Origin of the sequence: Bradyrhizobium sp. 141, assembly GCF_023074055.1 — a bacterium.
In the GTDB taxonomy this organism is placed as follows: Bacteria; Pseudomonadota; Alphaproteobacteria; order Rhizobiales; family Xanthobacteraceae; genus Bradyrhizobium.
In genome coordinates this window covers 135,182-154,841 of the sequence record NZ_JADPKR010000108.1, presented here as the reverse complement: position 1 = coordinate 154,841, position 19,660 = coordinate 135,182, and the positions used below count along the sequence as shown (strand labels likewise).

The following is a 19,660-nucleotide window of genomic DNA, read 5'->3' as shown; positions in this document are numbered from 1 at the left end:
CTGTCGCGGCGCCCCGGAATGACGCAAGAGAACTTAGAGCGCGCGCTTGAGCTGCTCGACGAGGTCGGTCTTCTCCCAGGAGAAGCCGCCCTCGTTGTCGGGCGTGCGGCCGAAATGACCGTAGGCCGAGGTGCGCGCGTAGATCGGGCGGTTGAGGTCGAGATGGCTGCGGATGCCGCGGGGCGTCAGATCCATCGCCTTGGCGGCTGCCTTCTCGAGCTGGTCCTCCGACACCTTACCGGTGCCGTGGGTGTCGATGTAGATCGACAGCGGACGCGCCACGCCGATGGCGTAGGCGAGCTGGAGCGTGCAGCGGTCGGCGAGACCGGCGGCAACGATGTTCTTGGCGACGTAGCGCGCAGCATAAGCCGCCGAGCGGTCGACCTTGGTCGGATCCTTGCCGGAGAACGCGCCGCCGCCATGCGGGGCCGCGCCGCCATAGGTGTCGACGATGATCTTGCGGCCGGTCAGGCCGGAGTCGCCGTCGGGACCTCCGATGAAGAACTTGCCGGTCGGGTTGATGTGCCAGATCGTCTTCGGCGTGATCCAATCCTTCGGCAGCGCCTCACGCACATAGGGCTCGACGATGTCGCGAATCTGCTTGGACGTGAGGTCCTCGACCAGGTGCTGATGCGAGACCACGATCTCGCGCACGCCGACCGGCTTGCCGTTCTCGTACTGCACGGTAACCTGGCTCTTGGAGTCCGGACCGAGCACCTTCTCCTTGCCGGAGTGGCGGGCTTCGGAGATCAGGCGCAGGATCTTGTGGGCGTAGAAGATCGGCGCCGGCATCAGGTCGGGCGTCTCGTTGGTGGCGTAGCCGAACATGATGCCCTGGTCGCCCGCGCCCTCTTCCTTCACCTCACCCGGCTGCAGCGCATCGACGCCCTGGGCGATGTCGGCCGACTGCGGATGCAGCAGGATCTCGATGTCGCAGGTCTTCCAGTGGAAGCCTTCCTGCTCGTAGCCGATGTCCTTGATCGCGCCGCGGACGACGCCCTCGATCTGCTCGTTGGTCACCGACTTCGGACCGCGGGTCTCGCCGGCGATCACCACCTTGTTGGTGGTCGCGAGCGTCTCGCAGGCTGCGCGGATCTGCCAGGGGTCGATGCCGGCCTTGGGCCCTTCGCGGTAGAACAGATCGACGATCTCGTCGGAAATGCGATCGCAGACCTTGTCCGGATGACCCTCAGACACGGACTCGCTGGTAAAGAGATAGGACGCGCGCATCAGTAACCCCTTGTTCCGCCGCTAAACGGCGGGCGTTTGCGATGTTTACCTGTGGATGGTGTCAATCACGCCGGCGCGAGATGACGTAGGATTCGTCGAGAAACCAGAGCCCATTGTACTTTCGCAGCACGTCCCTGGCGGCATCCAGAGTGCGGCCGTTTTGAGTCATTTCTGTCAACCGGTCGTCCTCAATCTGAGCGACATACACCGCCGCATTCCACGCTGCAAAGGCCGTCGAGGTTCCGATCGTACCGGTTACCTCGTTGGGCAGCGCTTCCATATCATACCTGAAGATCGAACGGTTATCCGCGTAAGCATTAAAATTTAAGTCGCGGCCCACCGATCCAAGTTCATACTTAACCGCACGCAGTAGCTCATGACGGCTGACCGAGAAAGGATTTTCTCCCGGCCAGATCGCCTGGATCATTTCCATGCCCGGATCCTGGCCGTGGGAGTGGATACCGATCAGCCGCCCCCCCGGCCGAAGCGCCCGGGCCAGGGGTGCGATGATCCGCTTGGCCCGGAAATTGACCGAGGACAGGGCCCGGTAAGGCTGGGACGCGATGACGAGGTCGAAATTGGCTTCGGTCTGGCCCGGCCGCGGGATGGTCGAATCCAGCAGGAACCTGTGGTCCTCGCGATACAGCACCAGAACCACGGGCCGCTCATACAGCGGCATGGCGGTGCGTGGGCTGATCGCGGCGCGCCAGTTCTGCTCCAGGAACGGCCTCAGCTCTGCGATCTGCTGCTCGAACTCGCCGGATGAGGCGCCCCGCAGCGGGACCTCGTGCCAGACGGTCGCAGCCGCCGCCGCGGGCGATGCCGGCGTGAGCCAGGGCGCCTCCGAGTAAAACATGTTGGTGAAGACGAACACCGACGCCGGATGCTCGAAAATGCGATCCGGCACCTTCTCCAGCGTCAGGCGCAGGTCTTCCAGGCTGAGCTCCTTGCCGGCGACGTAGAACGGCATGTGCGGAAAGCGCTGATGCGTTGCGCGCAGCACGCGCGCCAGCACCGTGCCATCGCCGACGCCGGCGTCGAACATGCGCAGGGCCGGCGGACGCGGATGGATGGAGGCAAGCTCCAGCGCAACCCGATCCGCGACCACCCGCTTCTCGCTGCAGGTGTGGACGAACAGCAGGTATTTCTGGCGGTTCTCGAAGAAGCGGAAATTGCCGCGCGGGTCGCGCTTTTCGGGCGGCACCTGAAGCCCCCGCGGCGGCGGCACGCCGCCGGCCATCGATGCCGCCATATAGGCCTGGATCCGCTCCAGCGTGTCGATGGTGATGCGTTTGCCCTCACGCAGGCGATGCACCAGCTTCCCATCGTTCACCGCGCGCCGGCCGAACGTCGATTCCGCCATGTCCGCCTTGCGGCAGAACTCCGTGATTTGGCTCAGGATTTCGTCGTTTTTCATGGAGTGGGACGCGGTGGGCAGGAAGATTGGGACCTGCGTTCTAGCAAATTCTGCCCACTCAGGGAATAGCAGATCGGGGGCCCGTCGCGCCGTGGTGCCGTCCGCCTTTGCCGACGCGACCGCGCCGGCCCGGTCGCGCTCGACCAAGTTGCGCTCGACGAAGGAGGCGCGAACTCGCCGCCCTCTCGCGCCATGCGGCGCGCCAGGTCTGGAGGTTCAGCAAATGATGACGCGGATGCGGGCTGAGGTGTGTCGGCCACGAGGAATAAGGGGGGCGTGGTCGATGCTGCCGGGCGAGAGGTCAATCTGGCCGCGAAGTGAGATACTCCCGTGCCCCGGACGCGGCGCAGCGCTTCTTCAGCGGTGCGCTGCAGAGCCGGGGCCCACATCTCCGAAGAGCAAGTCTAGCAGCATGGGTCCCGGCTCTGCGCAGCAACGCAAGAGCGTTGCAGCGCGTCCGGGACACGAGCGAGGTTAGGCCTCGCTGCGGCGCTCAGTTACCCCACACTTCCTTCGCGATCTCGACCGCGAGGCTCAGCTTGGCCCACTGCTCCTCTTCGGAGAGGATGTTGCCCTCTTCCGTCGAAGCAAATCCGCATTGCGGGGAGAGTGCGAGCTGCTCCAGCGGCGCGAACTTGGCGGCCTCTTCCAGGCGGCGCTTGATGTCGTCCTTCTTCTCGAGCTCGCCGAACTTGGAGGTGATGACGCCGACCACGACGACCTTGTTGCCCTTGGGCAGGAAGCGCAGCGGCTCGAAGCCGCCGGCACGGTCGCTGTCGTATTCGAGGAAGTAGCCGTCGTAATTGGTGCCAGCGAGCATGGTCTCGGCGACCGGCTCATAGCCGCCCGACGAAATCCAGGTCGAGCGGAAATTGCCGCGACAAACATGCGTCGTCACCACCATGTCGGCGGGCTTCTCGGCCAGCGCGTAGTTGATGATGCGCGCATAGATCTGCTGGAGGCCGTCCGGATTGTCGCCGCGCTCGCGCGCCTTCTGCAATTCTTCCTGCGAGCAGAGATAGGCCCACACGGTGTCGTCGAACTGGAGATAGCGGCAGCCGGCGTCGTAGAATGCCTTCACGGCTTTCCGATAGGTCTTGCCGAGGTCCTCGTAGAAAGCGTCGAGATCGGGATAGACGTCCTTGGAGATCGACTTGCGGCCGCCGCGGAAGTGCAGCACCGCGGGCGACGGAATCGTCATCTTGGCGGTGACGTGGGCCTGGTCGGCGACCTTCTTCAAGAAACGGAAATGGTCCAGCATCGGGTGATCGTCGGGAAAGTCGAGCTTGTCGATCACCCGCACCGCGTCGTGCCGGGTCTGCACGCCTGCGAACTGGATGCCGGCGTCCGGATGAAACAGCTCGCAGCCGGTGAGCTTGGCCAGGAAGTCGAAATGCCACCAGGAGCGGCGGAATTCGCCGTCGGTCGCAAGCTTCAGGCCGACCGAGGCCTGCTTGTGCACGACCTTCTCGATCTCCATGTCCTCGATCTTGCGCAGATCGTCGGCCGAGATCTCGCCCTTCTCGAGACGGCTGCGGGCTTCCTTGATCTTGGCCGGGCGCAGAAGGCTGCCGACCTCGTCGGCGCGGAAGGGGGCTTTCGTTCGCTGCATTTTCTTACTCCCTGGATATTTTCTATAGCGCTTTCAAGCGAAGTGGGTACCGGTTCGCGTGAAGAAAACGCGTCGGACAATTAGTGGGCCGCCCCTGCGACGCCGAGGTGCCGCTCCAGGACCGACGGGTCGGCCTTCAGCGCGGCGCTGGGGGCGTCGTGGACGATCGTTCCGCGTTCCAATATCACAACGCGGTCGGCCAGCCCCAGAATCTTTTGGGCATTCTGCTCGACGATGATCGAGCAGATGCCGCCCGCCCGGGTGATGGTGCCGATCGCCTTGAGCAGTTCCTCGACAATGATCGGGGCGAGGCCCTCGGTCGGCTCGTCCAGCAGCAGCACTTTCGGGTTGAGGGTGAGCGCGCGGCCGATTGCCAGCATCTGCTGCTCGCCGCCGGAGAGCTGATTGCCGAAATTGCTCCGCCGCTCCTTCAGTCGCGGGAACATCTCGTAGACCTTCTCGACCGTCCAGGGACCGGGCTGCGCCACCGCGGTCATGTTCTCCTCGACGGTGAGCGAGCGGAAGATGTTGCGCTCCTGCGGCACCCAGCCGATGCCGGCGCGCGCGCGCTGGTCGGGCCGGAGCGAAGTGACATCGGTGCCGGCGAGCGCGACAGTGCCGGAGAAGCGGCGGGTGACGCCGACGATCGAATTGATCAGCGTGGTCTTGCCGGTGCCGTTGCGGCCGAGCAGCGCCAGCACCTGCCCTTCCGCGAGGCGCAAGCTCATCTTCGGCAGCACCACCGCCTCGCCGTAGCCGGCACGCAGTGAATCGATCGCGAGCAGGTCAGACATTGACCGCCTCCTCGCCGAGATAGACCGCCTTGACCTGCGGATCGCGTGCAACCTGCTCAGGGGGGCCCTCGGTGAGGAGCGCGCCGGAAACCAACACCGAGATGCGGTCGGCGAAGGAGAATACGAGGTCCATGTCGTGCTCGATCAAGAGCACCGTGACATCGCGCGGCAGGCTGCCTACGACGGCGAGGATGTCGTGGCGCTCGCTCTCGGGTACGCCGGCGGCGGGTTCATCCAGCAGCAGCACGCGCGGTTTGGCCGCGATCGCGACCGCGATCTCGAGCAGGCGCTGCTTGCCGTAAGGCAGCGTCACGGTCTGCTCGTTCATGACGTCGAGCAGATGGAAGCGCGAGAGCAGATCGGCGATCTCGCCGTTGACGTCGCTGCGCGTGCCCATCCGCCGCCACCAGTCGCCGCCATGGCCGAGGCGCTCGGAGACGGCAAGGCCGATGGTCTCGAGCGGAGTGAGATCGGGATAGAGCTGGTTGATCTGGAAAGTGCGCGACAGGCCGCGCAGCACGCGCTTGTGCACGGGCAGATCGGTGATGTCCTGTCCCTCGAGCAGGATGCGGCCGGAGTTCGGCTTCAATACGCCGGTCAGCTGGTTGATGACGGTAGTCTTGCCGGCGCCGTTCGGGCCGATCAGCGCGTGGCGGGCGCCCTGCTCGATCTTCAAGGACAGATCGCGGGTGACCCGCAGCCCGCCAAACTGCTTTTCGAGATTTTGGGTTTCGAGCGCGATGGTCATGCCTCGCTCTCCGGCACGGCGACGACGGCCTTGCGTCCAGCGATTTGTTTGATGATCAGGTTGGGCACGTACAGCACCCAGCGGTGCAGACGCTGGCGGCCGATCAGCACGATCACGACCAGCACGAGACCGATCCAGAATTGCCAGTACTGCGGGGTGATGGTGGAGAACACTTCCTGGAGCATGCGGAAGATCACCGCGCCAACCAGCCCGCCATACAGGTAACCGGTGCCACCGATGACGAGCACCAGCATCAGATCCGCGGAGCGTTCGAAGGCGAACACGTCGAGCGAGGCGATTGCCGTGGTTTGGGTGAACAGCGCGCCGGCGACGCCGGCATAGAACGCCGCCAGCGTGTAGATCGCGATCAGGCGGCGGTTGACGGGGATGCCGATCGCGGCGGCGCGCAGCGGATTGTTCTTGATCGCGCGTAGCGATAGCCCAAACGGCGAATGCACGACGCGGCGGGCGAACAGAAACAGCAGGAACAGCACCGCCAGCGAATAGAAGAAGCCGGCCTTGCCGAACATGTCGAACGGGATCTCGCCGAAGATCGGCTGCATCTCGATGCCCTGCAGGCCGTCGGTGCCGCCGGTGATGTTGGAGAAGCGTTCGGCGAGCGCTTCCAGCAGCAGGGCGATGCCGAGCGTCACCATCAAGCGCGTCAGATCGACGCCGCGGATCACCAGGAAGCTGGTGGCAAAGCCAAGCACCATGGCGGCAAGGCCGGCGACGATCAGCGCCAGCACCGGCTCCTTGACGATCCCGTGCAGCGCGAGAAGCCCCGCGGCATAGGCGCCGACGCCGAAGAAAGCGGCATGACCGAGCGAGACGATGCCGGCATAGCCGAGGATGAGATCGAGCGACATCGTAAACAGTGCCAGCCGCAGGATGTCGGTCATGATCAGATAGCGCGTGGGAAAGGCGAAGCCGCAGGCCAGCACGATCAGCCAGAAGGCGATCTCGCCATAGTGCCAACGCGCTTGGCGCTGGGCGTGATGACCGACGTCGGAAGCAGCGCTCATCGGCGAACTCAACGCGCGGCCGTGCGGCCGAACAATCCGTTCGGACGCCAGATCAGGATCACGATCATCATGGTGTAGATCACGAAAGGCCCCATCTTCGGCACGTAGTATTTTCCGGCGACGTCACCGATGCCGAGCAGGAGCGAGGCCAGGAACGGGCCGGTGATCGAGGAGGAGCCGCCGACGGTGACCACGATCAGGAAGTAGATCATGAATTTCAGCGGGAAATACGGGTCGAGGCCGAGGATCTCGGCGCTCAGCGCCCCGCCGAGGCCGGCGAGCCCGCAGCCAAAGGCAAAGGTGAAGGCGAACACCTGCGGCACGTTGATGCCGAGGCCGCTGGCGGCGCGCGGGTCGTCGACCGCGGCGCGCAAGCGGCTGCCGAAGCGCGTCTTGGCCAGCACCATCTGGAGCGCGATGGTCAGCAGGCCGCAGATCACGATGATCATCAGGCGATAGCGACCGATGCCGACGCCGAACAGGTCGAACTGGCCCTGGAGCGCCGCCGGCAGGTTGATGAAGACCCGCGATGAGCCCTGGATGTAGTCGACGGCGGCGACCGACATGAAGGTCAGGCCAATGGTGAACAGCACCTGATCGAGATGGCTGCGCGTATAGAGGTGGCGGTAGAGGGTGCGTTCGAGCACGATGCCGATCGCCGCGGAGGAGACGAATGCGAGCGGCAGTGCTGCGAAGAACGGCCAGCCCATCCGGTTGACCAGCACCATGCAGACATAGCCGCCGGCCATGGCGAAGGCGCCATGGGCGAGATTGACGAAGTTCATCAATCCGAGCGTGACCGCGAGCCCGCAGGCGAGCACGAACAGCAGCATGCCGTAGGCGACGCCATCGAACAGGTTGGTGAGGATAGAGGTCATCGGGAGCGGGTGAACCTTGATAATCACTCGTCATTCCGGGGCAGCGCGGAGCGCTGAACCCGGAATCTCGTTTCAACAATTTCGAGATCCCGGATGCGCGCTAAGCGCGCTCCGGGATGACCCGCTTTCGCGCGTCACTTCTTGGTCTTGCCGAGATCCTTGACGGCCTCGAAGGTCGCGAACTCGACGTTGTAGAGCTCGCCGTCGACCTTCTCGACCTTGCGGATGTAGATGTTCTGCACGATGTCGCGGGTCTCGGGGTCGATCGAGATCGGGCCGCGCGGGCTCTCCCACTTCTGGCCCTTCATGGCTTCGACCAGCTTGGTGCCGTCGGTGTCGCCATTGGTCTTCTTCAACGCCTCGTAGATCAGGTGGATGCCGTCATAGCCGCTCACCGCCATGAAGCCCGGACGGTTGCCGAACGCCTTCTTGTAGGCCGCGACGAAATCCTTGTTCATCTGCGAGGGGTGCGCCGCGGAGTAGAGATGCGCGGTAACCGTGCCAAGCACGGCGTCGCCCATGTTGTTGAGAAGGTCGTCGTCGGTGACGTCGCCCGGCCCGATCACCTTGATGCCGGCCTTGTCGAGGCCACGCTCGGCATATTGCTTCATGAAGTTGCCGCCCTGGCCGGCCGGCACGAACACGAAGATCGCATCGGGCTTGGCGTCCTTCATGCGCTGAAGGAACGGCGCGAAGTCGGGATTGGCGAGCGGCGTCTTGACTTCCTCGACCACCTCGCCGCCGCCCGCGGTGAAGTTCTGCTTGAAGAAGTTCAGCGCGTCATTGCCCGGCGCATAGTCCGAGGTCAGCGTCGCCACCTTCTTGATGCCGTTCTTGACCGCCCAGTCGCCGATGATGGTCGAGGACTGCGCCAGCGTGAAGCTGGTGCGCACGATGTAGGGCGAGCGCTCGGTGATGATGGAGGTGCCGGCCGCCATCACGACTTCCGGGATCTTGGCTTGCGTCGCCAGCGGCGCGGCGGCGAGCGCGGCCGGCGTCACGCCGAAGCCGGCGATGAAATTGACCTTGTCGTTGACGATCAGTTCCTGCGCGGCGGTCTTGGTCTTGTCCGGGATCGCGGCGTCGTCCTTGAGAATGATCTCGATCTTCTTGCCGGCGACGGTGTCGCCCTTCTGCTGCATGTAGAGCTTGATCGCGTTTTCGATCTGCTTGCCGGTCGAGGCCTGGCCGCCGGTCATCGGCAGGATCAGACCGACCTTGACGGTGTCCTCGGCCTTGGCAGGCACGATCGCCGCGAGGCCCGCGATGGCAGCCGCTGCTGCCGCGCGTGAAAGAACTTTGCGTTCGAACATCAGATGTCCCTCCCCTTGATTCCTGACTTCTTGTGAGCCGGACCGAGTGCCCGGTCCTTGCCGCGCTTCACTCTCGGACAAGCCATGCCGTGCGGCCACATGGCGTCCTCTGCAACCCCGTTGTCAATCGGACGTTGGGCGACCATTCGGCGCAAGCCGCGTGATCCGTCGGAGGGAGAGATTTGTACGATTGTACAAATAAAATGGTCCTGTCAACAAAAAAGCCTCTCGTGGCACGGACGGGTTGGGAGGACTTATTGATGCGCCACTGTATGAAGGCCGCACGAGGCCGTGGATGGAGGATTCCGCCTCTCACTTGCAGAATCTGGACATCTCCCTGCTCCGCCGTGAAGCCTACTCGTCACGCGCACCGAAGAGCATGACCGGGAATACGCAATGTATACCGTATCAGCTAGAATTGACGCCACAAGAGCGAATTTTTCGTACTATAATACCTTTTATGTATACAGTTCTTCCGACCGTCGAATAGGCCAATTTTACATGTTGAGAGCTATGGTTCACCGCTGACGCCCATCCGGCGCCCCTCATCCACGCCCGATCGGGCACGACCTAGAAGATGTCCATGCGCCCCCGTTCGCTTTCGATCGCCGCAGTCGCCCTGCTCGCTTCCACCCTTGCAGGCTGCGGAACGGTCAACGAAAAACTCTCCGCCGGCATGGGCGACTACGTCCCGCAATGGGCCGGCGGCCTGCCGGCCGATGCCCCGCCGCGCGCGGGCACGCCGCAATACGACGCCTACATGCGGGAACGCGAACGCAAGCGGCTGCTGCCCGCGGCAGATCGCGAGAAGGAAGAGCAGGCACAGAAGGGCGCGACGGGGGCTACGTCGGGCAACGCCGTGCGCTAAAGGCGAATGGCGAATAGGGAGTGGCGAATATGGCCACCTGTTCTATTCGCTACTCACCACTCGCTATTCGCTAATCCACGAACACCACGGTCTTGCGGCCATTCAGGATGACGCGGTCGTCGAGATGGTAACGGATCGCGCGGGCGAGCACGCGGCGCTCGATGTCGCGGCCCTTGCGGACGAGATCTTCCGGCGTATCGCGATGGCTGATGCGCTCGACGTCCTGGTCGATGATCGGGCCCTCGTCGAGGTCGCGCGTGACGTAATGCGCGGTGGCGCCGATCAGCTTGACGCCGCGCTCATGGGCCTGGTGATAGGGCTTTGCGCCCTTGAAGCCCGGCAGGAACGAGTGGTGAATGTTGATGCAGCGTCCCGACAGCTTCGCCGACAGATCATCCGACAGGATCTGCATGTAGCGGGCGAGCACGACGAGATCGGTCTTGGTGTTGCCGACGAGGTCCATGATCTGGCCCTCCTGCTCGCGCTTGGTCTCCTTGGTCACGGGCAAATGGTGGAACGGGATGCCGCCGAAGTCGAGCCCGGAATAGACCTCGCGCGGATGGTTGGAGACGATGGCGGCAAGCGTCATCGGCAGCTCGCCGGTGCGCCATCGATAGAGGATATCGACCAGGCAGTGATCGGACTTCGACACCAACAGCATCACTTTGCGATGCGCAGCCCGGTCGCGCATCTGCCAGACCATGCCGAACCGCTCGGCAATCGCCGCAAAGCCGGTCTGCAGCGCCGACAGTTCCACGGCAAGATCGGCTGCGGTGAACACCACCCGCATGAAGAACTTCTTGGTCTCGATGTCGTCGAACTGCTGGGCGTCGAGGATGTTCTGTCCGTTATGCGCGAGGAACGTCGACACCGCCGAGACGATGCCGGGACGATCCGGACAGGACAGGGTCAAGACATATTGATGATCGGGCATGTTGATGAACAGGCTTGGCTCTTGATGAAGGTTTGGGCAAAGGCTGCGGAACGATCGCGATTGCGCCCTGCTCTATCACCGACACCGCCCTTGCGCCAATCCCAAGCGCGGAGTCAGGATGAACGGACCATTGCGTTAGACTAACCTGGAGTACGCCCATGGCCGACCGCTTGAACGGCACCCGCATCCTGATCCTGGAGACACGCGAGGAGGCGCAGTTCTCCAAGCTTTTGGCCGAGCAAGGCGCCGAGGTCGTGCAGTGCCCGATGTTCACCATCCACGATGCGCCGGACCCGGCCCCGGTAGAGGCCTGGATCCGCCGCGCCATTGAAAAGCCCTTTGACGACCTCGTGCTGATGACGGGCGAAGGTCTGCGGCGGATCATGAAGCTCGCCGGCGCCCGCGGGCTCGACGCAGCCCTCGTCGCGGCGCTCGCCAAAGCGCGGAAATTCACCCGCGGGCCGAAGCCCGGCAAGGCATTGCGCGAGGTCGGCCTGGAAGCGCAGCAGACCACGGAAAAACCGACCACCGAAGGCGTCATCCAGATGCTGGGAAAGCTCGATCTGAGGGGCCGGCGCCTCGGCCTCCAGCTCTATCCGGACAAGGACCATAGCGAGCTGACCGGCGCGCTGGCCGCGCAAGGCGCCGCGGTCGATACCGTGCTGCCTTATGCCTACGATTCCAGGGCAGCGGACGCCAACATCGTCACAGCGATCGACGACATGGCCGCGGGGCGGATCGACGCCCTCGCGCTGACCAATCTCGGCCAGGTCCGCCGCCTGATCGAGGCCGCGAAGGCGCATGGCAGCGAAGCCAAGCTGCGCGCCGGCCTCGAACGAACCCTGATTGCGTCAGTAGGCCCGGCGGTCTCCGGCGAGCTCGCCGCGCACGGCCTGCGCACGGACATCTCGCCGGCGGAGGACGCCTATTTCATGCGCCCGCTGATCTCGGCAATGGCCGTGGGGCTGGCGGCGAAGAAGCCGAAAGTGCCGGTGAAGTGAAAATGTACAGCAGTCGTGCGGGAGCAGGATCCTAGCCACGCACGACACGATACACGCACGCAATGCCTTCGACGCCGCGCAGAGGTGCATCAAACTCAACGATGGCGGGACCCGCGAGGAGACCGCTGACGCCCGGCGCCGAATAAGGCGCTTCCGAGAGGCAGATTTCGCCGGCATCGGCCTTGCACGCACGCCGCAACATTCACAGTCTGCCCGAAGTAGTCCAGAATTTCGTTGAGGGCGGAGGAAGCCGCGGGTTGCAGCGCGTTGAGCGAAGTATTTGAACCGCCGACCACGCGACGATGCTTAGCTTGCCACTTGCGAGGCAGCCGACATCAATTCCTGAGGGCTCGGCATCCCGAACATGCGCTGGCCGCCTTCGGGAACCTCGGTAAAGGTCCAGCGCACGACCCCCTCTCGATCGAGCAGGAACTGGCCGAACAGCTGGCCCTGGCCGGTCGCCGCCATGCGTTGATCGGCCTCCATCATCTCGTAGCCATCATTCTTGTTGAGCTGCTCGGCGGCCGCCAAACGATTCATCGGCCCCGACAATTCTCCGGGAATGTCCACTTGCATGCTCATGACCACATCCATGCCCACCTTGCGCGGCCACTCGGTTTCCTTCTCCGTGAACTCGAGATTGGGCAGGCCGAACGCGCGGTGCGAGACCCGCTCGGGGTCGGACGCGGCGAGCAGATTGGGTAATGGATGATAGCGGAAGTAGAGCCGTGCGCGCTCGATGGGCGTATTCACGATCGTGAGACTTTCGACGCCCTTGTCGCGCAGGGCTTCGTCTAGTTGCGCCTGTGCCGCGATATGGCGCCGGCAGAACGGGCAGTGCAGACCTCGAAACAAGCCGATCAATATCGGACTATGCCCGCGAAAATCCTGGAGCGCGATCTTTCCGTCGCGTGTGATGGCATCCAGCACGACGTTCGGTGCGCGATCGCCCGGTTGAAGCGGCCCGTTGACATGAAGTTCTGACATGGTTGAACTCCTTCATATGATCTAGTCAAGAAATGGCAGTACGATCAGCCCGGCGGGATCAAGCCCGTGGCGGGCACAGACATCATGGGCCAGCGCGAAATATCGGTCGGCCTCGGGCATGTCGCCTCGATCAAGGCTCAGTGTCGCGAGACCATCGTAGCACGGAAACAGCTGCTGCGGTTCGCCGGTTTCGTTCGCCACCTCGATTGCCTCATTATAGCAGAGGGCGGCCAGATCGGGGCGGAAATGGCATTGATGGATTTGCCCGAGCACGATCAAGGGCACGGCGAGATGCTCCCGCTGATCGAGCGCACGGTCGATTTCGATCGCCTTCTCGGCAGCCGGCACCCCCTCCTCGGTACATCTGTCCGTGAAGGTGCAACAAGCAACGGCAAAATTGGCGAGAAGACGCGCCTGGAAGCCGAGATCCCCGATCCGACACGCGACATCCAGTCCACGCCGGCAGACCTCCACGGCTTTCGCCGGGTCGACAATCGTGTAGAGCACACCGAGATTGGTGTAGCCGCGGCAGGCGACGTTAAGGAGGCCGGCGGCTTCGGCGGCTGCGACACTTTGCTCCACCTCGCGCACCGCCTCCTGGTGTCGTCCAACCCGCGCCAGTGCAACCCCCTTGGTATTGAGAGCCTCCGCAATGGCGCGCGCCGCCTCGAGCACGGCGTGCTTATCGGCGTCGGCAGATACGGATCGGGCATATCCGAGCGCCTCGTCTGCCCAGCTCGCGGCGGCCACGTGATCGCCCGTGCGAAACGCGAGACGGCCGCGCTCCTGCAAGAGATGCGCCCACTCGATGGGCGCGTCGATCCCTCCAAGCAGTTTGGCGGCCTCGGCGTAATGCGTTTCCGCCTTGATCCGCTTGCCGGCGTCCCACAGCAATCGGCCAAGCTTGCGAAGCATCCGCGCTTCGCCGATCCGGTCCTCTGCGGCGCGGTGCCCCTCCAACGCGCTCTGATAGTGCTCCTCGGCCGTATTCCGCCGGCCAGCCGCGCCACAAAGGTCCGCAATCCGCTCGTACAGGACCAGACGTTCCGGCTCCCGTTCGCCGCTGGCCAACAGCACGGCGAGGGCCTGTCGGTAGAGACGGATGGCATCGTCGTTGGCATAGCTCGCGCGTGCGCGGTCGCCGGCCGCGCGCAGATAGCGCGCGCCCTTCGGCTTGCTCGCGCTCAGACTGAAGTGATGTCCGAGCAGTATGAGGTCCTCGAGGCGCTCGGGCTCATTGCCATAGAGCCGCTCCAGCGCGGCACCAATCCGTCCGTGAAGCTCGATCCGGCGTTGCAGGAGCAGGTTTTGATAGATTACGTCCTGAAGCATGGTTTGCGTGAAACGGTAGGTCCGCAGCGCAATCGAGTTCGAGCCCGCGATCTCCTCGATGATCTCCGCATCGCATAGAAGTTCGAGCCCTGCTTCAACCCTCGCTGGCTCGGTTGCCGCCGCACCAAGCACACCCGCATCAAGACGCGGACCGATTACCGCGGCCTCCTGCGCCAGGAGGCGGACCTGATGCGGCAACCGGTCGAGGCGCGCCAGCAACAACGCCTGAATGCTTGCCGGGATATCGGCGGCGGCTTTATCCGACTTCATCCGCCACTGCGCGCCGTCGCGTTCCAGGGTGCCGGCCTCGATGAGGCCGCGTATGATCTCCTCGAGGAAAAGCGGATTGCCGCCGGCGCGATCGAGGATCCGACTGAACAGACGTTCCGGCGGTTCACGCCAACCGTGCCTGAAGTAGGCCGCGAGCAGCCTCTGTCCGTCAGCGTCGCCAAGCGGAGGCAGCCGAAGGGTCGTGTGACTGATCCTGCTCGAACCGAGCTGGTCCAGTTCCGGCGTCGGCCGATGGGTAAACAGCAGCATCAGCCGCGTCCGCTCAAGTCGGTCCATCAGGAACCGCAACGCTTCAAGAGAGACCGCATCGGCCCAGTGCAGATCCTCGACGATGATCAGCAGCGGCGACAGTGCCAGGCGGCGTTCGAAGATGGTTCGAATCGCGAAGAATATCTGCCGGCGGAGCTGTTCGGGCTCGACATGCCTGAGCAGGGCGTTGGGGTCGCCGAGGCCGAGTACGTGCAGATAGAGGGGCATCAGGCGGGCGGCCTCGTCAGTCGCGAGGCCAAGCTCCGACAGCGCTTCCGCGACCTTCGCCTCCGCCTCTGCAGCGCAGGCCTTCTGTGCGATGCCATAAGCGCTACGCAGCACGGCGGCGAGTGCGCCGTAAGACTGTTCGCCGAGCGGCGAGCAGACCGCCCGTCGGACCGCCAAGTCTGCGAAGCGATCCTCGTCACGGATACGGGCGAGGAATTCGTCGACCAGCCGCGTCTTCCCAATGCCCGCTTCGCCAATCAGCCGCACCAGTTGAGCCGCGCCGCCGCGCGCGCGATCAAGGCTGCCGATCACACGCGCAAGCTCGGCGTCGCGCCCGACCAGCGGTGCATCGAGGCCCAACGTGTCGAGGCCGCGTGCCGCGCGGGGCGTATCGAGCGGTCCCTTCAGACGATGGACCAGAACGCTGCCCATCTTGCCCTTGAGCGAGACCTCGCCAAGCGAGTCATAGGAGAACGCATGCCGCGTCAGACGGTGGGTCAGCGACCCGACCAGCACCTCGCCCGGCGCCGCCATCGACTGCAACCGCTGCGCGGTATTCACGGTATCGCCGGTCACCGAAAAGGATTTGGCAACGCCCACGCCTAACCCGCCCGCGACGACGTGCCCGGTGTTGATTCCGACATGGAGCAGCAGCGGTGAACCGGCATAGGCTTTTGCGCGCTCGCTGAGGCGCGCCGTCCGGCTGATCATGTCGAGGGCAGCGCGGACCGCCCGCTCGGGGTCGTCCTCGTGCGCGGCCGGCGCACCAAACAGCGCGAGCAGCGCATCGCCGATGAATTTGTCCACGAAGCCGCCAAAGCTCTGCACCGCAGCCGTCAGTTCCTCGAACAATTGGTTCTGAAGCGTCTGCATGACCTCGGGGTCGAGCCGCTCGCTCATCGCAGTGAAGCCGCTGAGGTCGGCAAACAGCACGGTGATGGTGCGGCGGTTTGCTTCGCTGTCGATCCTGTCGGACTGCGGACGACGTGCTTGTTGCGGGTCGGCCAACGGCGCCAGCGGCGGCGAGGAGGCCCTGATCGGCGCTGTCGGCCGGCTCGGCCGCGCCTCTCCCGCGTCTTTGGGGGCCTCACCGAGGAGCGCGCCGCATTTCGGGCAATAGGCGAAATCCGGCGCGCATGCATAGCCGCAGCCGGGGCACGCATTGGGCTGCTTCGTGCCGCACCTCGGGCAGAAGGCAAAGCCACTCTGAACCTCGGAACCGCAGCAAGAGCAGTTCATGGGTCAAAACCTCGCGAAAGCCGCGACGGCGCGATCTACTGGACTACTGGGTGGGTCCAGGAACCTGGCGAGCATGGGCTCGTCGCACTGGAAGAGCAAGCGGTGGTTGGTTAACGGACGTGGTCGCGGCTTCACTCCTCGCCGCAACGGCGCAGCCTTCCGATGTCGAGGATAATGACCTCGCCGTACCCCGGCCGCAACAACCCCTCCTTCTCCAACCGGTTCGTTTGCGGCGGCGCACTGATATGCGTATCGCTACATGGCGCCGGTCCCCACCAGCACGAACGGCGCCCATGTTCCGGGCTGCGCGCTCTCGCCGCCCTTGGTGATCAGTGCCGAAATCGAGCGGCGCAGCGCCTCGGCGCGGCCGATGTCTGGATGTGCGTTGAGGGCATCGATCGTGCCGGTGGTGATGGCCACCGCGGCGTCGGAATTGACTGCCCAGTGCGACACCAACAGCGCGCGCGTGCCTGCATAGAAGAAGGCCCGCGCAAGTCCTGAGAAAGCCTCAGAATTGGCTGCCTGCCCACCGGCCGTATTGCACGCCGACAGGATCACCCAGTCGGCATCGAGCCTGAGGGCCGAAATCTCCGACGACGAGAGATAGCCGTCATCGGCTTGCGTCGCGGCCATTGGCGGGCTCAGGATCAACCCGGGCTCGATCGAGCCGCGCACTTGCCCCGCAAGCGCGCCGTGCGTCGCGAAATGCAGGATGCGATATTTTGCGAGATCACCACTCTGGTTGAACGTCTTCATCTTCGTCTCGGACGCATCATTGGCGAGCAGGACATCGCCTTTGACGGGCGCGAAGGTGCCAGCCACCGCGCACAATTCGAGCGCGGTTTCCGGCAGCGGCATCTGGCGCCGGAGTTGCCCAATGTCCGCCGCGCCGCCCGACAGCGCGTCGACCGCACGCAAGCTTCTTTGCGCGACCTGGCTCGCCCGCGCCGGGATGGCGGCGCAGGTCTGGATCTGTCGCGCCAGTTTGGCGCGCGCGATCGCGGGTTCGCTGCGGCCGTCACCTTCGAGCGTCGGATTGCCGACGCCAAGGAACGGTTTCGACGCCGCGCTCCTGCGCGCGACCTGGCGTAGCGCCTTGAGGCTGGAGACGGAGGGCAAGACGGTGGTCGCAAATCGCTTGACCAGCCAGGGTGCCTTCGTGAGGTCGCCACCTCCCACGGGCTTATCCGTCAGCAAAACCTGGAAAGGCAGCGTCGCCAGTGGGCCCGACGGCACCAGGATCAGCTCCTTGCCATCGATCTCGCGCTCGACCGGACCAAGCAGGGCCTGGTAGAGCGCAAAGGCGCGCTCTTGATCGAACGGCAACGGTTCGTCTGCGCCCAGCGGAGTTTTGCGGGCGAGCTTCTGAGCGCATGTTGATGCCCTGTCCAGCCATGCCTCCGCATCGAGACCGCAGCGCAGCGCGCCGACGGCCTCGTTGAGCTGCCTATCGCCGAGATCGGCCGCATACCAACGCACATCCGAGCGCGTCACCATCCAGACGAAAGTGGCACGCGACGTCGTCGTGAACAGCACCATCGCCTCGTTGGGACGAAGCTGCTTCTGGACGTCCTCGATCGCGATCGGCGTCTTGGTGACCAGCGCCGCATAGTCCGGAAACTGGGCGGCGATCGTGCGATCCAATTCCCGGATCTGATTTGCGATGGCCGAGGCACGGACGCGAAGCGCCTGCTCCGCGGCCGCATTGCGCACGGCATTGGCTTGCGAGATTGCCGCCACCAGCATCTTGTCGGTCGCAACCGCTTGCGCGCCAAGATCCTGCCGCTCACGGACGCCGGCTGCGAGATCTCCGCGGCCATCCGCTATCCGTGCCGACATGCCTGCAATCGCACGCGCGGCCTGCTCGTCACCGATCCACTGTGCCGCCTCGAACGCCTGCGACCGCAAGGCGCTCGCCTGCCCGCCATTGGCGGCGCTCGCGAGATTGTAGGCGGCCGAGATCAATCCCGGATACGGATTGGTGTCTTCATGGGCCCTGAGATCGCCGCGGCCGTCCTCGCCGAACTCCGCGGGACGGCGGCCGTTCTGGATCGCCACCGCACGCGCGAACGCATCGCGGGCCTGTTGCCAATCCTTCAAATCGATATGATGGGCGCCGAGATTGGCAAAGCTGTTGGCGACGTCCGGATGCATCTCGCCGAGAGCACGCAGACGGATATCCAGCGCGCGTTTCAGGAGCGGCTCGGCCTCCTGCGCCCGCCCGGTGCTGTCCAGGATGACGGCCAGATTGTTCAGGCTGTTCGCGACCAGCGGATGGGAGGCACCCAGGGCGGCTTCGCGCAGCGCAAGCGACCGGCGCGCGAACGGTTCAGCCTCGGCGTACCGATCGCCGTCGCCCATCAGCGTCACCAGATTGTCGAGAGCGATCGCAACGTCGAGATGGCCCGGACCGAGGGCTTTCTCTCGAACGGCGAGCGATTTGCGCAAGAGCTGCTCGGCCTCCTGCTTGCGATTGAGATGGGTCCAGGCCTCCGCGAGATTGTTCAGCGCCGTCGCCACGTTCGGATGCGCCGCTCCAAAACTCTTTTCCTGAATGGCGAGCGCCCGTGTCAGCAGCCCCTCGGCCTCCGCGTCCCGGCCCTCGCGCGAAAACACCAAGGCGAGATTGTTGAGGCTTGCGGCGACGTCAGGATGATCCGGCCCCAGTGCCTTCTCCCTGATGGCCAGGGCTCGCCGGGCCAGCTGCTCGGCGTCCTGAAGCCGGCCCTGTGCGCGCCGGAGCTCGCCGAAATTGCTCAGCGTCGCCGTCAGATAGATGCTGTCAGGGCCATGCTGCTTTTCCTGGAGAGCGAGCGCTTCGACAAAGTTCGCTTCGGCCTCGAGCAACCGGCCTTGCGCGCGATTGACCTCCGCGATGTTGTTCAGGGTTACCGGAATCATGATATCGGCCTGTCCCGCCGACTTCCTGAACACCGCAAGGGCGCGACTGAACATGTCGAGCGCCTCCGTCTCCTTCATCTGACGGTGACGGAGATTGCCGAGCTGCATGCGCGCTAGCGCCGTCGTGAGGTGGTCCGAGCCCAGCACGCTCTCGTCGATGGCGATGGCGCGTGACATATCCCGCTCAGCCTCGCTCAGCCGGTTGAGGCCGAGCTCGATCTGGCCGAGCGTGCCGAGCACGGCGGCAACATCGGGATGATTGGGTCCGAGGCTCTTCTCGCGAATCGCAAGTGCCCGCCTCAGCATGGCTTCGGCCCCGGTCGTCTCGCCTTGCGCCTGGAGCGACTGGCCCAGCACCACCAGCGTGGTTGCCGTCAACGGCGACTGTCGGCCCGAGCTCTTCTCGGACTCGGCGACGAGCTTTCGTGCCAGCCCGACCGCCTCGCCATAGCGGCCTTCCTTCGCCAGCGAGGTGATGCGCTGCATCAGCGTCAGCATGTCCTGTGGCCCAGCCCGGCAGGGCAGGACGCTCGCGAGAATCAGGGAACCCAGAAGCCACGCGACGAACGCCTGCCAACGTACCCACATGCTGTGATTGCTCCGCTCCCCCGAA

The 19,660-nt window shown here is 64.5% G+C and carries 14 protein-coding genes; 2 read left to right on the top strand and 12 right to left on the bottom strand.

Annotation, left to right across the window (positions count from 1 at the left end):
• Positions 1-33: 33 nt before the first annotated feature.
• The 8 genes from metK to IVA81_RS34365 form a co-directional block, all read right to left on the bottom strand.
• Positions 34-1,230, bottom strand: coding sequence for a methionine adenosyltransferase (gene metK / locus IVA81_RS34400; protein WP_246918968.1), 1,197 nt, complete (start codon positions 1,228-1,230; stop codon positions 34-36).
• Between the two features lie 61 nt (positions 1,231-1,291).
• Positions 1,292-2,647, bottom strand: a complete 1,356-nt coding sequence (locus tag IVA81_RS34395; protein WP_247327110.1) for a hypothetical protein — start codon at positions 2,645-2,647, stop codon at positions 1,292-1,294.
• Positions 2,648-3,140: 493 nt separating this feature from the next.
• The gene (locus IVA81_RS34390; RefSeq protein WP_247326539.1) at positions 3,141-4,259 is read right to left on the bottom strand and encodes a cobalamin-independent methionine synthase II family protein; all 1,119 of its coding nucleotides are present in this window, start codon (positions 4,257-4,259) and stop codon (positions 3,141-3,143) included.
• Between the two features lie 80 nt (positions 4,260-4,339).
• Positions 4,340-5,053 carry an ABC transporter ATP-binding protein gene (locus tag IVA81_RS34385; protein WP_247326537.1) on the bottom strand — a complete coding sequence of 238 codons (714 nt, stop codon included), beginning with the start codon at positions 5,051-5,053 and terminating at the stop codon, positions 4,340-4,342.
• Positions 5,046-5,801, bottom strand: coding sequence for an ABC transporter ATP-binding protein (locus tag IVA81_RS34380; protein ID WP_063203104.1), 756 nt, complete (start codon positions 5,799-5,801; stop codon positions 5,046-5,048). Before IVA81_RS34380 ends, IVA81_RS34385 begins: the two co-directional genes overlap by 8 nt.
• Positions 5,798-6,826: a branched-chain amino acid ABC transporter permease gene (locus IVA81_RS34375; RefSeq protein ID WP_247326534.1), complete on the bottom strand. Its 1,029-nt coding sequence runs from the start codon at positions 6,824-6,826 to the stop codon at positions 5,798-5,800. Before IVA81_RS34375 ends, IVA81_RS34380 begins: the two co-directional genes overlap by 4 nt.
• 8 nt (positions 6,827-6,834) lie before the next feature.
• On the bottom strand, positions 6,835-7,704 hold the full coding sequence (locus tag IVA81_RS34370) for a branched-chain amino acid ABC transporter permease (protein ID WP_246918974.1): 870 nt from the start codon (positions 7,702-7,704) through the stop codon (positions 6,835-6,837).
• Between the two features lie 134 nt (positions 7,705-7,838).
• Positions 7,839-9,017, bottom strand: coding sequence for an ABC transporter substrate-binding protein (locus IVA81_RS34365; protein ID WP_247326532.1), 1,179 nt, complete (start codon positions 9,015-9,017; stop codon positions 7,839-7,841).
• A 577-nt stretch (positions 9,018-9,594) separates the two neighbouring features.
• Between IVA81_RS34365 and IVA81_RS34360 the strand changes: the two genes are divergently transcribed.
• Positions 9,595-9,885, top strand: coding sequence for a hypothetical protein (locus tag IVA81_RS34360; protein ID WP_247326530.1), 291 nt, complete (start codon positions 9,595-9,597; stop codon positions 9,883-9,885).
• A 70-nt stretch (positions 9,886-9,955) separates the two neighbouring features.
• On the opposite strand, the gene purU is transcribed toward IVA81_RS34360, so the two are convergent.
• Entirely contained in the window at positions 9,956-10,819 is an 864-nt protein-coding gene (gene purU / locus IVA81_RS34355) for a formyltetrahydrofolate deformylase (protein WP_247326527.1), read from the bottom strand.
• A 158-nt stretch (positions 10,820-10,977) separates the two neighbouring features.
• Here purU and IVA81_RS34350 point away from each other — a divergent pair, with 158 nt between their 5' ends.
• The gene (locus IVA81_RS34350) at positions 10,978-11,820 is read left to right on the top strand and encodes a uroporphyrinogen-III synthase (protein ID WP_247326525.1); all 843 of its coding nucleotides are present in this window, start codon (positions 10,978-10,980) and stop codon (positions 11,818-11,820) included.
• Between the two features lie 306 nt (positions 11,821-12,126).
• Here IVA81_RS34350 and IVA81_RS34340 read toward each other — a convergent pair whose 3' ends face one another.
• The 3 genes from IVA81_RS34340 to IVA81_RS34330 form a co-directional block, all read right to left on the bottom strand.
• On the bottom strand, positions 12,127-12,807 hold the full coding sequence (locus IVA81_RS34340; protein WP_247326523.1) for a peroxiredoxin-like family protein: 681 nt from the start codon (positions 12,805-12,807) through the stop codon (positions 12,127-12,129).
• Positions 12,808-12,828: 21 nt separating this feature from the next.
• Positions 12,829-16,146, bottom strand: a complete 3,318-nt coding sequence (locus tag IVA81_RS34335) for an adenylate/guanylate cyclase domain-containing protein (RefSeq protein ID WP_247326522.1) — start codon at positions 16,144-16,146, stop codon at positions 12,829-12,831.
• Positions 16,147-16,401: 255 nt separating this feature from the next.
• A complete protein-coding gene (locus IVA81_RS34330; protein WP_247326521.1) occupies positions 16,402-19,545 on the bottom strand; it encodes a CHAT domain-containing tetratricopeptide repeat protein in 3,144 nt (1,047 codons plus the stop codon).
• Between the last annotated feature and the right edge of the window lie 115 nt (positions 19,546-19,660).